Origin of the sequence: Saccharopolyspora elongata (genome assembly GCF_004348985.1) — a bacterium.
Lineage (GTDB): Bacteria > Actinomycetota > Actinomycetes > Mycobacteriales > Pseudonocardiaceae > Saccharopolyspora > Saccharopolyspora elongata.
Window position 1 is genome coordinate 1 of sequence record NZ_SMKW01000056.1, and the last position, 13,223, is coordinate 13,223.

General features: G+C 70.3%; 13 protein-coding genes and 1 pseudogene. 5 read left to right on the forward strand and 9 right to left on the reverse strand.

What is annotated here, in order from left to right; all coding sequences use genetic code 11:
• The coding region (locus E1288_RS31835) for an alpha/beta hydrolase fold domain-containing protein (RefSeq protein WP_165968367.1) at positions 1-443 on the forward strand (443 nt) is incomplete at its 5' end.
• Between the two features lie 122 nt (positions 444-565).
• Here E1288_RS31835 and E1288_RS47320 read toward each other — a convergent pair.
• Complete coding sequence (locus tag E1288_RS47320; RefSeq protein WP_165968368.1) at positions 566-940, reverse strand: hypothetical protein; 375 nt, start codon at positions 938-940, stop codon at positions 566-568.
• 248 nt (positions 941-1,188) lie between these two features.
• Here E1288_RS47320 and E1288_RS31845 point away from each other — a divergent pair, with 248 nt between their 5' ends.
• Complete coding sequence (locus E1288_RS31845; protein WP_132491856.1) at positions 1,189-2,022, forward strand: hypothetical protein; 834 nt, start codon at positions 1,189-1,191, stop codon at positions 2,020-2,022.
• Positions 2,023-2,070: 48 nt separating this feature from the next.
• On the opposite strand, the gene E1288_RS31850 is transcribed toward E1288_RS31845, so the two are convergent.
• The 4 genes and pseudogenes from E1288_RS31850 to E1288_RS31865 form a co-directional block, all read right to left on the reverse strand.
• Positions 2,071-2,364, reverse strand: coding sequence for a hypothetical protein (locus E1288_RS31850; RefSeq protein ID WP_132491858.1), 294 nt, complete (start codon positions 2,362-2,364; stop codon positions 2,071-2,073).
• Between the two features lie 123 nt (positions 2,365-2,487).
• Positions 2,488-2,739, reverse strand: a pseudogene (locus E1288_RS31855) (hypothetical protein); the annotation flags it as partial.
• Between the two features lie 139 nt (positions 2,740-2,878).
• Positions 2,879-3,394, reverse strand: coding sequence for a hemerythrin domain-containing protein (locus tag E1288_RS31860; RefSeq protein WP_132491860.1), 516 nt, complete (start codon positions 3,392-3,394; stop codon positions 2,879-2,881).
• Between the two features lie 399 nt (positions 3,395-3,793).
• Positions 3,794-4,162: a VOC family protein gene (locus E1288_RS31865; protein WP_132491862.1), complete on the reverse strand. Its 369-nt coding sequence runs from the start codon at positions 4,160-4,162 to the stop codon at positions 3,794-3,796.
• 132 nt (positions 4,163-4,294) lie between these two features.
• On the opposite strand from E1288_RS31865, the gene E1288_RS31870 reads away from it, so the two are divergent.
• The 3 genes from E1288_RS31870 to E1288_RS31880 all read left to right on the forward strand — a co-directional run bounded on the left by E1288_RS31870 (position 4,295) and on the right by E1288_RS31880 (position 8,925).
• Complete coding sequence (locus E1288_RS31870; RefSeq protein WP_132491864.1) at positions 4,295-7,018, forward strand: helix-turn-helix transcriptional regulator; 2,724 nt, start codon at positions 4,295-4,297, stop codon at positions 7,016-7,018.
• A 103-nt stretch (positions 7,019-7,121) separates the two neighbouring features.
• The gene (locus E1288_RS31875) at positions 7,122-8,018 is read left to right on the forward strand and encodes an alpha/beta fold hydrolase (RefSeq protein ID WP_132491866.1); all 897 of its coding nucleotides are present in this window, start codon (positions 7,122-7,124) and stop codon (positions 8,016-8,018) included.
• A 175-nt stretch (positions 8,019-8,193) separates the two neighbouring features.
• Positions 8,194-8,925 (forward strand): methyltransferase, encoded by a 732-nt coding sequence (locus tag E1288_RS31880; protein ID WP_235883939.1) that lies wholly within the window; start codon positions 8,194-8,196, stop codon positions 8,923-8,925.
• Here the strand turns inward: E1288_RS31880 and E1288_RS31885 are convergent.
• The 4 genes from E1288_RS31885 to E1288_RS31900 form a co-directional block, all read right to left on the reverse strand.
• Positions 8,920-10,542, reverse strand: a complete 1,623-nt coding sequence (locus E1288_RS31885) for a (2,3-dihydroxybenzoyl)adenylate synthase (protein WP_132491868.1) — start codon at positions 10,540-10,542, stop codon at positions 8,920-8,922. The two genes, E1288_RS31880 and E1288_RS31885, sit on opposite strands and share 6 nt — an antisense overlap.
• Before the next feature lies 1 nt (position 10,543).
• Entirely contained in the window at positions 10,544-10,765 is a 222-nt protein-coding gene (locus tag E1288_RS31890) for an acyl carrier protein (protein ID WP_132491870.1), read from the reverse strand.
• Positions 10,766-10,794: 29 nt separating this feature from the next.
• Complete coding sequence (locus tag E1288_RS31895) at positions 10,795-12,024, reverse strand: wax ester/triacylglycerol synthase domain-containing protein (protein WP_165968369.1); 1,230 nt, start codon at positions 12,022-12,024, stop codon at positions 10,795-10,797.
• A gap of 249 nt (positions 12,025-12,273) precedes the next feature.
• A complete protein-coding gene (locus E1288_RS31900) occupies positions 12,274-13,218 on the reverse strand; it encodes an NAD(P)/FAD-dependent oxidoreductase (RefSeq protein ID WP_132491874.1) in 945 nt (314 codons plus the stop codon).
• Between the last annotated feature and the right edge of the window lie 5 nt (positions 13,219-13,223).

Sequence of the window (13,223 nt, forward strand, 5' to 3'; positions counted from 1 at the left end):
CCCCCCTCCGGGCGCAGGTTCTGGTCAACCCCGCTGTCGATGTGACCGAGACGATGTACGACCACGCCTCGATCACTCAGTACGCCTACAGTCCGACCCGCGCCCTTCCGCTGCTGCAGTTCTTCCAGCGGCTCGCCGTTCCAGCGGGAGCCGACCCTCGCACGCTCTCGCCGCTGTACGCCGACAACCTCAACGGGCTGGCCCCAGCACTGGTGGTGGTGCCGACCCAAGACGCAGTGGCCGATCACGGCCGTCGCTACGCCGAACGACTGCACGCGGCCGGGACACCCGCACGGCTGACCGAATACCCCGGAGCGAAGCACGCGTTCCTCAGCATGCCGGGCGCGGAGCAGCAGGCGACGGCCGCTCGGGCGGAGATCCTTCAGTTCCTCCACGCCTCCCTCACCGCGAACGCCGAAGGCACGCGGCCATCGCAGCGATGACCGGACCCGCTCGATAGGCGTCCACGCGGTACGGACTAAAAGTCCTCAATGGACGATTGGTGCGCTCGGCGCAGCCCGATGCGTTTTGCCTTGGTCGCCGTTTTGCGGGTGCGTGCGCTGTTCTAGACGGTCTTCGGGGTGACGGCTGGGCCGTTGCGTCGGGTGGCGAACCACACGACCGCCGCGACCATCACCGCGAGGGCGGATGGTACGAGCATGATCGCGCTCGACGAGCCCGCCGAGCGGTCGGCTCCCGCGAAGAAGTCGCCGTGCTGTGCGATCAGGAAGAGGAACAACGCCAGCGTGATCACGGTGGCTGCCGCGTATACGTCGTCGACGCCTTCGCGAAGAAGATCGAGCCGTCCGCCAAGTGCTTCCGCGCCCCGAGCATGTCCGAAGGCATGACCACCTTCGGCGGGCTCGCCGTACTTTTGTACGAATCCGGTGCCGACGATTACGCCAAGCCGAAGCCCCGCAACGTCATCAAGCACCTGCACGTGGCGACCATCGCGACCCTGCCGTACTTCCAGGCGGGATAAGCGGCAGCCTTCCGACACGGCGCGGCGAACGTGAGTTGACGGCATGACCGATGGGCTGGTGTAGCGATTCGCGGCGGATCGCGATGGGCCTTCCTCGGCGGCCCCTCACGACGTGCTGGGTTGGGTTCGATCCGTCTGGGCGCTGGTGGTTGGCGCGTGTTCGCCGTGGACTGGGTTGCGAGCTGATCGTTTCAGGGAGGCCCTCGGTGCACATCACCGCGCACACCCAGCCCAGTGGGGACAAGCCGAACGAGGATTGGTTCGCCGCCGCGGACGGTCTTGTCGTCGTTCTCGACGGGGCGACCATTCGCACCGATACCGGCTGCGTCCACGGACTTCCGTGGTACGTCCGCACTCTCGGCGCGTCCTTGGTCGCGAACGCCGCCGACCACGCCAGGGACTTGCGCGGCGTGCTGGCCGATTCGATCCGGCAGGTCACCGCGGCGCACTCCGGTTCCTGCGACCTGGAGCATCGTGGAACCCCGTCCGCGGCGGTCGGTTTGGTGCGCTGGACGTCCGAGGCCGTGGAGTGGATCGTCCTCGGGGACATCACGGTCATCGTCGGGACCACCGACGACGGTGTCGTTGCGACCTGCGACGACCGCGTCAGCCGCACCGGCTGGGAGGAACGCCGGGAGTGCGATAGGTTCCTGATCGGCACCGACGAGAAGATGACGGCGATCCTGGCGATGAAGGAGGTCGAGCTGGCGTCCCGGAACCGGGAGGGCGGCTATTGGATCGCATCGAGCGAACCCAATGCCGCCGCGCACTCCCTCACCGGCTCGGCCCCGGTCGACCAGGTCGAGCGTGTCGCGGTGTGCAGCGATGGCGCCATGCGCGCGCTCGACCTCACCCCGATCGATACGACCGCTGGCGTTCTGCGCGCGCTGCGCGAGGCCGGGCCCGGTGGGTTGGTCGAGCAAGTCCGAGCCGCTGAGGACGGTGATCCGCTCGGTGCTCGGGTGCCGCGGAACAAAGCTCGCGACGACGCCACGGCAGTACTGGTCGAAACACGCGACGGCCGCAGGCGTCTCAAGTGATCATCCGAACGCCCCCATGCGAGCGTTCCTCGCCATGCCGCAGTCAGGTCAGATCCCCTGGCCGGGGTCGATCTGCCACACCGGCTGTTCGTGGCCGCATCGGCAGCCCGGGTAGCGGCATTCGCCGCTGTGCTTGCGGTGCCCGCAGCTGCAGGGCCACTCCACCACGCTGGTGTAGTCGTTCGTCCAGTACAGCCCGCACGGGCAGTCCACCCGGCCCACACCGTCGACCCTGGTGTACGGCACGTCCGCCATGCAGCCCTGCGTGCTGTGCTCGCTGCGCGCGTGCCCGCACTCGTCGCACGCCCGCCTGCCGTTGGCGTCGGACTCGCCCCAGCGCATTCCCGCTCCCCTCATCGGCCACTGGCAGCCACATCACAGCACACCACGGCTGAGCGGCACGATGCTTTCAGCGAACGGGCTGCACGCAGTCCATCGGCGATGAGCACCACGAGCTCGGCGTGATCAGGCGTTCGCTCGGCGGAGGCGTTCCGCTGCCTGGACACGGACGGCGTCACAGGACACCGGGAGGTCGCCGTGCAGGGCCTCCCAGCGGGCGTTGTGCGCTGCCGGCCACAGGCTTGCCGCCCACGCGATCTCCTGCTCCTCCGCGGTGAACCGGCGCCCCCGGAGGTCCTGGTAAGCCGCCAGGAACGCGGCGGAGCTCTCGATCGGCGTCAGGGTCGGCGGCGAGGCACTGGCGAACGCCCCGGACGCCAGGGCTGACCTGTGCAATGCGCGTGATCTGCTGCGATTGGTCGAGCGGCGGGCGAGCTCCATGCGTCGCCGTTACCGAGTGGCGCTGAATGTCCGATGGCGCAGCAGCTGTCGAAACCACCCAGCCCTACGACTAGTGCTACTCGTCGTCTTCGGTGAGGAGGAAGTCTGGCTTGTCTGCACGCCATCCTGGGACGTTCATCGAGTTCAGGACGGAGATCAGCTTCTTCTCCTCGTAGATGAAGTGCGTTTCCATGATCGCCGACAGGCCCTCCAGCTCCGCGCGCACGTTCGCCGCGGTCGCCGGGTCCGGGGTCTCCGGGAGGTTTCCGAGCAACTTCTCCAGGTTGCCCAGGATCCAGTCGATCCGGTTGTGGTCCGTCTTCAGCTCCGAGATCACCTTGCGGAGTTCGGGATGCTCGTCGGCGATCACCGGGAACGCGCCGCGGTCCTCGCCCGTGTGGTGGCGCGTGAGGGCCGAGCAGAAGGACAGGCAGTGGGCCCGCAGATCACGGGACGGCAGGCCTTTGCCGTCGAAGTAGTCGTCGACGTCGTCCCGGAGGTCTTCCAGTTGCTCGCGCAGCCAGATGTGCACCTCGATCAACTGGTTGCCGAAGGCGGTGAGGCGACTGCGCGCCTCGGAACTCCCAGCCATGCTCCTCCTCGGATCGGACGTCGCCCCGTTGCCCCAGCGGGCGGCAGAACAAACGATAGCGATCTTGCTCGTGCCGGGCTGGAGCCGAGCGCAATCAGCCGGTGGGGTGCAGCGGCGGTTCGGGTTCGAATCCTGTTGTGCCGACGGCCGAAAGCGCCCGTCGACCTGAGCTCAGGCGCAGGTCAACGGGCGGCGTGGCCGAACGTCGAATTGGACCTTCACCAGCTGCAGCCCGGTCACTTCGCCGTAGCGAAGACCCGTGCGTACTTTCTGTTCCTACAGCAGCAGAAAGTACACACGGGGCTACCCGTTCTCCGCATCATGTCGTCCGTTCTAATCGGGCGATGGCCCGCCCCGGCTTTGGCGCCTGGCGGCTTCGTTCCGTCGCGCGGGACGAATTCACCCGGGGAATCGGGTGGTCAAGCAGAACGGATGGCCGGCGGGATCCAGCAGCACTCGCCAGCGGTCCGGTGCGGGTTGCGCGTCCGCTCGTCGCGCCCCGAGCCGGAGGGCGTGCCCCTCCGCCGCCTCCAGGTCGTGCACCTCGATGTCGAGATGCATCTGCTTCGGAGTCGATCCATCCGGCCAGGACGGGGCTCGGTGGCCGGACACCCGGTGCACGTTCAGCCGGATCGAACCGGCGTCGATCGAGATGAAGTCGTCGCTGGAGAATGTGATCCGGCCGCCGAGCAGCTCGCTCCAGAACGTCGCCAGAACAGCCGGGGCGTCGGTGTCGAGCGCGACCGCCCCCAATCGAACTTTCGGCACGAGCCGGAACCCTACCGAGGATCACGGCCGCCCAGCGAGCGTTGGAAGGCGAAACCGCGCCGCAGGAACACATGCGGTCCTGAGCGGAGCCCGGTGGCTGGTCAGGTCGATCACATGCTGGAAAATCGCCTCATGTTGTACGGGCGCGCGGTGGAGCAGGCCGCTATCGACGAGCTGACCAGCGCGGCTCGGGGCGGCGCCGGCCGGGCTCTGGTCCTGCGCGGCGAGGCCGGCGCCGGGAAGTCGGCCTTGCTGGACTACGCGGCCGCTGCACCGATGCGCGTGCTCCGGGCCACCGGGGCCGAGCCGGAGGCCGATCTGGCCTTCGCCGCCCTGCACCAGTTGCTACTTCCGGCGACCGATCTGCTGGATGCCTTGCCCGAGCCGCAGCGCGATGCCGTCCGGGGCGCGCTGGGACTGGCGGCGCCGCCCGCCGAGGACGCACGGTTCCTCGTCTCCGCCGGCGTTCTCTCGCTGCTGGCCGAGGCCGCCGCCGACGGCGGTCTGCTCTGCCTCATCGACGACTTCCAGTGGTTCGACCGGGCGTCGGCCGACGCGATCCTCTTCGCGGTCCGGCGGCTGCACACCCACGGCGTGGCGGTGCTGATCGCCGTCCGCGACAGCGCTGGACCGGTCGTGCGCGACATCCCCGAACTGCGCGTCGGCGGCCTCGATGAGAAGAGCTCGAGCGAGCTGCTCGCCGGGTGTTCCGCCGCTGTTCCCGCGGCGGCCGTGAAAGAGCGCCTGGTCGCGTTGACCGGCGGAAATCCGCTGGCGCTGCGGGAGGCGGTCGGGGCCCTGACGCCCGACCAGCTCGCCGGGCGGGTGCCGCTCCCCGATCCGCTGCCGGTCGGCGCCGGGGTCGAGTTGTTCGGCCGCCAGGTGGCGGAACTGCCCGAGTCGACGCGGCTCGTGCTCCTGGTCGCGGCCGCCGAAGGTTCCGGAGAGCTCGGCTGGGTGCTCGGTGCGGCGGCCCGGCTCGGCAACGACTCGACGGCGTCGCTGGAGGCGGCCGAGACCGCCGGGCTGATCATCGTCGAGGGCTCGTCGGTCCGGTTCCGGCATCCGCTCGTCCGGTCCGCCGTGTACGCGGCGGCGACCTTCGCGCAGCGGCAGGCCGTGCACGCGGCGCTGGCGGAAGCGTTGGCGGAGGCCGGGGAGCTCGATCGGCAGGCGTGGCATCGGGCCACCGCGACGGCCGGGCGGGACGCGCAGGTCGCCGACCGGCTCGCCGAGGCAGGCGAAAGGGCGAGGGCGCGTGGCGGTTTCGCCGACGCGGCGGCCGCGCTGGCACGGTCGGCGGAGCTCACGCCCGAACCTCCGGTGCGGGCCCGGCGGCTCACCGATGCGGCGACGGCGGCCTGGCTGGGCGGACTGCCGGGGCGCGCGGAGAGCTGCCTGGCCGAAGCGCGTGAGCTGACCGACGACCCGTGCCTGCTCGCCGAACTCGCGCAGCTGCACGGCCGTTTCGAGCTCAGCTCGGGCGACGCCGCCGCGGCGCAGCGCGTGTTCACCGAAGGTGCGCAGCGCGCCAAGCATGCCGATCCCGCCCGCGCTCTCCAGATGCTGGGCGACGCCGCCGAGGCCGCCGCCAACGTCGGTGACGTAGCCGCGACCGTGCAGATCGGCCGGTTCGCGGAGTCCTATCAGGACACCGATCCGTTCCTGCGGGCCATCCTCGTCGGCATGGCGGCGATGCACACCGGCGACGCCGAACGGGGCGTGCCGCTGCTGCGCGGCGCGCTCGCGGGCACCGATGGGCTCGGCCGTGCGGACCGGCTCTTGTGGGCCTCCGTCGCGGCCGGTGAGCTGGGCGAGATCGACAGCGCGGCCGAGTACATCATCCGCGCCGGGCAGGTGGCCCGCGTCTCCGGCATGACCGGGCAGCTGCCGGTGGTCCTGGAGTTCGTGGCCCGGGCCGAGCGCATCAGCGGCCGCTTCGCCCTCGGCGCCGCGATCTCCGAGGAAGGGCTCGCGCTCGCGCGCGACGCCGGGTACACCAACTCCACCGCCGCTCACCTGGCCAACCTGGCGGTGGTCGCGGCCGTCCGGGGTAGGGAAGCCGACTGCGAGCGGTACGCCCGGGAGGCGCTGGCCATCGCCATCCCGCACCGGGTCGGGCTGCAGGCGAGCGTCGCGGCCTACGCCCTGGGAATCCTCGACCTCGGCCTGGGGCGTTTCGCGGCGGCGCACGGCCGTTTCGGATCGATGGCGGGCGCCGGGCCTGGGGCGGGGCATCCGGTCACGACCCTGCGCTCCACTCCTGACCGCGTCGAGGCCGCGATCGGTTGCGGCGAGCCGGCTGCCGCACGCACCGCCCTGGAGGCGTACGAGCGCTGGATGGCGAACGCGCGCACTTCGGAGTCGCAGGCGCTGCTCGCCCGCTGCCGTGCGCTCGTCACCGAGGACGCCGAGGAGGGACTTCCGCTGTACGAGGAGGCGCTGCGCCTGCACGCGGGGGACGGCGGTTCGCCGTTCGAGGAGGCCCGAACCTCGCTCCTCTACGGGGAACGCCTACGCCGCGCACATCGAGGAGGCGACGCGCGCTTGCCGCTGCGCACCGCTCTGGAGACCTTCCAGCGGCTCGGCGCCGAACCGTGGGCAGTTCGCGCGCACGGTGAGCTGCGCGCCGCCGGCGAGTCCGCTGCCCGGCACGAGTCCGACGCTCTGAGCACGCTCACCCCGCAGGAGCTGCGCATCGCGCGGTTGGTCGCGGACGGCGTGTCCAACAAGGAGGTGGCGGCCCGCCTCTTCCTTAGCCCCCGCACCGTCGAGTACCACCTCTACAAGGTCTACCCGAAGCTCGGCGTCGCCTCCCGCACGGAGCTATCGCGCCTGGTCAACGCCGCCCAGTGAGCCGATCCCGGTACTGGCCGGCACGTGCCCAGTGGTCCTACGGATGGCACCGGTGGCGCGCTGGACCAAGCTTCTCCTCACCGAGAACGCGAAGGAGCTGCGCATGACCGAACGCATGATCACCAACGGGAACGTCGAGCTGTGGACCGAGGAGTTCGGCGACCCGGGCCACCCGCCGGTGCTGCTGGTGATGGGCTCGATGTCGCAGGGCGTGCTCTGGCCGGACGGGCTCGTCGGCCGGCTCGCCGCGGCGGGGCGCCGGGTCATCCGGTACGACCACCGCGACACCGGGAAGTCCAGCGCCATCGACTTCGAGGCCGATCCCTACACCTGGACCGACATCAAGGACGACGTCCTGGCGGTGCTCGACGCGTACGGGATCGACCGGGCGCACATCGTCGGCCATTCCGCCGGCGGGCTGCTCGGCCAGTGGATCGCGGCCGAGCGGCCGGAGCGGGTGCTGTCCCTCACCGTGATCGCGTCCTCGCCGCTCGGCCGCGGAGAAGGCGCCACGCTGGTGCGCGCCCTGATGGGCATGGAGCCGCAGCCGGGCGAGCTCCCCCGCCCCACCCGGGAGTTCATCGAGCACTTCGGCAAGGTCGCGGTGAACCCGCCCGCGCCCGACCGGCGGTCCCAGATCGACTTCGCGATCGAGACCGCGTGGGTACTGCACGGCCCGGCGATCCCGTTCGACGAGGACGAGCAGCGGCGGCTGGAGGAGCGCATCTTCGACCGGGACCGCAATCCCGCGACGGTCGCCAACCACCGGCTCGCCGCGATGACCGACTCCGCCTTCGAGCCGGTCGGGGCGCTCGCCCGGATCGAGGCCCCGACGCTGGTCATCGAGGGCACGCACGAACCGGTGAAGCCGGGCCACGGCGCGCTGATCGCCGAGGAGATCCCGGGCGCCGAACTGCTGCTGGTCGAGGGCCTGGGCCACACGTTGCCGTCGCAAGTGCACGAATACCTCGCCCAGGCGATCCTCGCGCACACTTCCTGATCGCGACGCGTGGCTGCTCGAATCCGCCTACTGGGAACGATTTTCATGCTCTCGGATGATTGAAGCGTGCCGGGTGGTCCTCAAGGATGAGTACAACTCAACCCCTCCTGCCCGATGCGGGCAAGAAACGCAAAGAACAATCGCGATCACCGTAGTGCGTTAGGAGAATTCCCAGATGTCCACGGGAGAATTGCCCCGGGTGCCCGGGGTCGTTCAGCAATCGTCGTTCGACGTGGGCATGCGGCTGGTGCAGCGGCACGGCGAACTCGAAGGCCGGCCGGCGGAGTTCGACCTGCTCGGGCTCCGGTGGGATCTGCTGCCGGGGGTCTTCGCACCGATCCACACCGCGTCCACCGAGCTTTTCGCCCGGTGGCTGCCTTACCCGGACGACGGCAGCTTCCTCGAAATCGGTTGCGGCGCAGGGGTGATCGCGGTGAACGCGGCCTTGCGCGGCTGCGCCTCGGTGTCCGCAGTGGACATCGTCCCGGCGGCGGTGCGCAACACCGAGCTGAACGCCGCCCGCCACGGGGTGGCGGACCGGGTCCGGGTGCTCGGCAGCGACGTCTTCGACGCCTTGGCCCCCGACGAGCGCTTCGACGTGGTGTTCTGGAACTCCAACGTGGTCCCGGCACCGGCGGACTTCGACTACACCATCCCCGCGCAGCGAGCGATCTTCGACGCCGGCTACGCCGCGCACGACCGCTACCTCCGGGAAGGACTGGCGCGGCTGACCGAGAAAGGGCGGCTGTTCCTGGGCTTCAACAGCCTCGGTGACATCGCCCGGCTGCGGGCCCTCGCGGCGCGGATGGGCCTGCGCGCCACCGAGATGCAGCGGGCGACGCACCGGGCCGGGAACGCCCCGGTCACCTTCCAGCTCCTGGAGATCACCGCCGCGAACCGGCTATGACCGCGCCGCCGCGGCTTCGCGCAGCGCGGCGCGGTCGAGCTTGCCCATCCCGATCAGCGGCATCGCGTCGACGAGCTCCAACCGCTCGGGCATCTTGTACCGGGCCACCCCGCGGGATTCCAGGTGCAGGCGCACCTCCCGCAGTTCCGGGACCACGTCGCCGACCGGCACCACGTAGAGGCACACGATCTCGCCGTGCATCGGGTGCGGGCCGGCGACGGCCGCGACCTCGGCGACGTTGTCCAGCTCCCGGACGAGCTGTTCCAGCTCCTCGGCGCAGATCTTCTCGCCGCCGCGGTTGATCACGTTCTTGATCCGCCCGACGACTTGGAGATCACCGCTCGGCAGCTGCCGGACGAGGTCGCCGGTCCGGTAGAAACCGTCTGCGGTGAAGGCTTTTTCGGTGGCCGCCGCGTCCCGGTAGTAGCCGCCGATCGTCGCTGGGCCTCGCGTCAGCAGCTGCCCGGGCTGCCCGGGCGGAACGGGTGCGCCCCCGTCGTCGACGACCAGCACCTCCTCGGCGGCCGAGACCGGCCTGCCCTGCGAGGACGACACCACCTCTGCTGGATCGTCGAGCCTGGTCGCGTTGATCAAGCCTTCCGTCATGCCGTAGACCTGCTGCACGACGGGCCCCAGCACCGAACGCGCCCGCTCCGCCGCGGCGGGTTCCAGCTTGGCGCCCCCGATCTGGACCGCGACGAGGCTGGAGGTGTCGAAGCGCTCCCCGTCGAGCACCGCCAACCACTGGCCGAGCAACCCCGGCACCGCGGCGAAATGGGTCACCTGCTCCTGCTCGATCAGGCTCAGCGCACGGCGCGGGTCCTCCGCGCTGTCGAGCACGACAGTCCCGCCTGCGGCGAGGACGCCCAGAATTCCCGGGCAGGACAAGGCGAAACCGTGCGCGACGGGCATGACCGCGAGGTACACGGTGCTCGGGTCGATCCGGGCCACCGTCGAGGTGGTCCGGACGATGTGGCCGAGGGACTCGTGCGTGCGGGCGATCACCTTGGGAGGCCCTGAAGTCCCGCTGGAGAGCAGCAGCACAGCCGCGTGCTGCGGCCGTGGCCGGTCGATGGGTGCCGCGTCGCAGCCGGAAGTGCTTGGCCTGCACAGTTCGGACAGGTCGACAATGTCGCTTCCGGACGGCGGTTCTTCGCCCGTGAGCAGCAGCATCTCGAGGTTCGGGTGCCTCGGGCGGAGTTCTCGGACCATCGCGAGGTGGTCGAACCGCCGCGTCCGGTGCGGCAGGGCCATTGCGCGGCTGCCGGTCAACTTCAGGATGCGCTCGACCTCGTACGACCGCAGCGTCGGCAGGAGGAGCATCGGCAGCGCGCCGATCCGCAGCAGGACTAGCAGGAGTACGACGAACTCAATGCCGTTGGGCAGTTGCACCGCGACCGTGTCGCCGCGCCGCAAGCCTCGCGTCGAAAGCGCTCCGGCCGCGCGATCGACGGCGGCTGCCAGTTCCCCGTAGGTCATCCGCCGGTCGCCGGACACCAGCGCGCACTTGTGCGGAAGGCCTTTCCCTTGGCGCAGAACGAGTTCGTGCAACGTCTCGGGTCGCCACCACCCGGCCTCGCGATAGCTCCGTGCGCGTTCTTCGGGGATGCCTGGCACTTCAACGCCCTTCGATGAGGACGTCGAGGTCGGCCACGGAGAAGTCCGTCGCGCTCCACAGGTCGATCCGCACGCCGAACCGGCGCTCCAGCTCCAGTTCTAGCGCGGTGATCTCGGTGGAGTCGAGGCCCAGGTCGGCTTGCAGCCGCGTGTCCGCCTGGATCTCCTCGTCCGCCACGCCGAGTCCCTGCAGGATCTCGTGGAGGGCAGCCTCGTTGCGCATGTCCAACTCCTGTTCCGAAGGGTTTCCGGTCACCTGTCCGGCCCGACCTGCGCCGCGAGGTCGGCCAGCAGCGTGATCTCCCGCTCGACGGCGTCCGCCAGCGACCGGGCGTCGCCGGGGCGGGTGTTGCTGAGTACGCTGAGGCTCAGGGCGTCGGCGAAGCCCACGAGGGAAACGCTGATCGCCCCCGGCGCGGGAATGTCCGGCATCGCGACCACGCGTCGCAGGGGCGCGCCGCCGAGGGCCCAAGCGCCCGGTGTCCACCGGAGCGTGGTGCATTGCACCGACGCGAAGTTGGCCGAGGTGAGCAGCGCGGTGGCGGCGCGGAGCGCCCAGGGTCCGAGGGTCAGCGCGGCGTCGAGCAGGCGCGCGGCCCCGTCCACGGAGTCCGCGCGACCGAGCACTCCCCGGCACGCTGCCAAGCGCTCTTCCGGGCGATCCTCCGCAACGGGCAGCGGAACGCGCACGCCCGTGAGGATGTTGCCGAGTTCCTGCGCGTTCTGCCCGGTTCGGCGGTTCTTGGGCACCACGGCGTACAGCTCGCCCGACTTCCCCGGCCAGTTGTACGGCCGGCCGAACACTCTGCGGACGGCACCGGTCGTGCTGGCGAGCAGGACTTCCGTCGGGGTCACGCCTTCGCCCGGCAGTGCACTGCGAACGGCGCGCAGTTGCCCCGCGTCGACCGACGCGCAGGCCAGCTCCGGTTCGGGTTCTGCGGCGGGCAGGCTTCGCCCGCCGACCAGCACGTTGCGCAAGGTGCTCATCGCGGTTCGCCGGAAGGATTCCGATTCGGGCGCGCCGCCGGTTCTGGTCCGAGCGCGGGGCGCGGGACCGTCCAGCAGATGGCAGAACAGGATCTTGCAGGATTCCATGTCGAGCACCGCATGGTGCGCGATCAAGACCAGGGCGAATCCGTCGCGCGACGGCCGGCGCACCAGGTGCAGCCGCCAGGGCGGGATGTCCCGCGGCAGCGGCTGGATCACGAGGGAGCCGAGGAGGGCTTCGAGTTCCAGGTCGTCACCTTCGACGACCTGCTGCCGCGGGTCGAACCGGTCGAGCTCGGTCCAGCGCCGGCGCCGCAGGCTGCTCTCCTCGGCCGGAAGCATCCAGCGCAGCCGGGAGAACGGGCCCCAGCGCTCGGCCACTCGCTCTCGCAGCTCGGTGATGTCCGGGGGCTCGCCGGAGAAGAGCGCGGCCACTCCGGCGGGTTCGACGCCGCCGGCCAGGAGTTCTTCGGTAGCTGACAGAAAGTCGTCCATGCTGCCCTTTTCTCGAATTTCGCCGGATCCATGTGTATCCAGGCGGTAATCGAGCAGCAACCTGATTCGCCGAACAAGCCTCCATCGAGTAACACCCGGCAGGTCACAACAATCGCAAAACCGACTCATATTTGCCGATCCTCGACGATGCGATCTCCGCCTCGCGGCGGAATTGCGGGCCGACGCACCGATTTCCGGCACGCGGCCCGGCAATCCTCGATCACGCCCGCCGACAGCCGGGAAGGATCGTCACGGACGGTTCGAACGGTGCTCCACGACGGCCCGTTCGACATCCTCCGCCAGCAGGTAGTGGTTCAGCCCGATGGCGGCGGCCGTGCCCGCGCCGGCGGCGTTGAGCAGTTGGGCCGGACTGTCGACGACGTTGCCCGCCGCCCACACTCCCGGCACGCTCGTGCGCCCGGACGGATCAACGGAGATCCAGCCGTTCTCCCCCAGCTCGCAGCCCAAGCCCTTCAGCAATCCGTCCTGCGGCACGAACCGGGGGCCGACGAACACCACCGCCCGCGGCACGACCTCGCCATCGGCCAGCTCCACGCCCCACACGCCGTTGTCGTCGGCGAGAACACCCGCCACGTCGCCCTCCACGACCCGCACACCACGGGCGGCGAACCGCTCGCGCTCCTCGTCCGCCAGGACGATCCGGTTCGGGAAGAACACCACGTCGGACGACCACTGCCGCACCAATTGCGCCTGGTGCACGGTGAACGGCCGGTTCTCACCTCCGACGACTCCCAGCGGCAGATCCCGCACCTCGTAGCCGTGGCAGTACGGACAATGCAGCACGTCGTGGCCCCACCGCTCGCGAAGCCCCGGGATGTCGGGCAGTTCGTCCCGCAGGCCGGTGGCCATCAGGACCGACCGGGTCGTCAGTTCCCGCCCGTCGGAGGTGCGCACCACGAATCCGCGCTCCGCACCGCGTTCGACGCCCTGCACCCGGTCGCCGATGACTTCTCCCCCGTAGCGCGCCACCTCTTCCCGGCCGGCCGAGTACAGCTCCGCCGGGGGCATCCCGTCCCGCGACAGGAACCCGTGCAGGTGATCGGCCGGTGCATTGCGGGGCTCACCGCCATCGACGACGGCCACCTGCCGACGGGACCGTGCGAGCACCATCCCGCCGGTCAGACCGGCCGCGCCGCCCCCGATCACCACAACGTCGTAATCCATCGCGTCCATCGAAC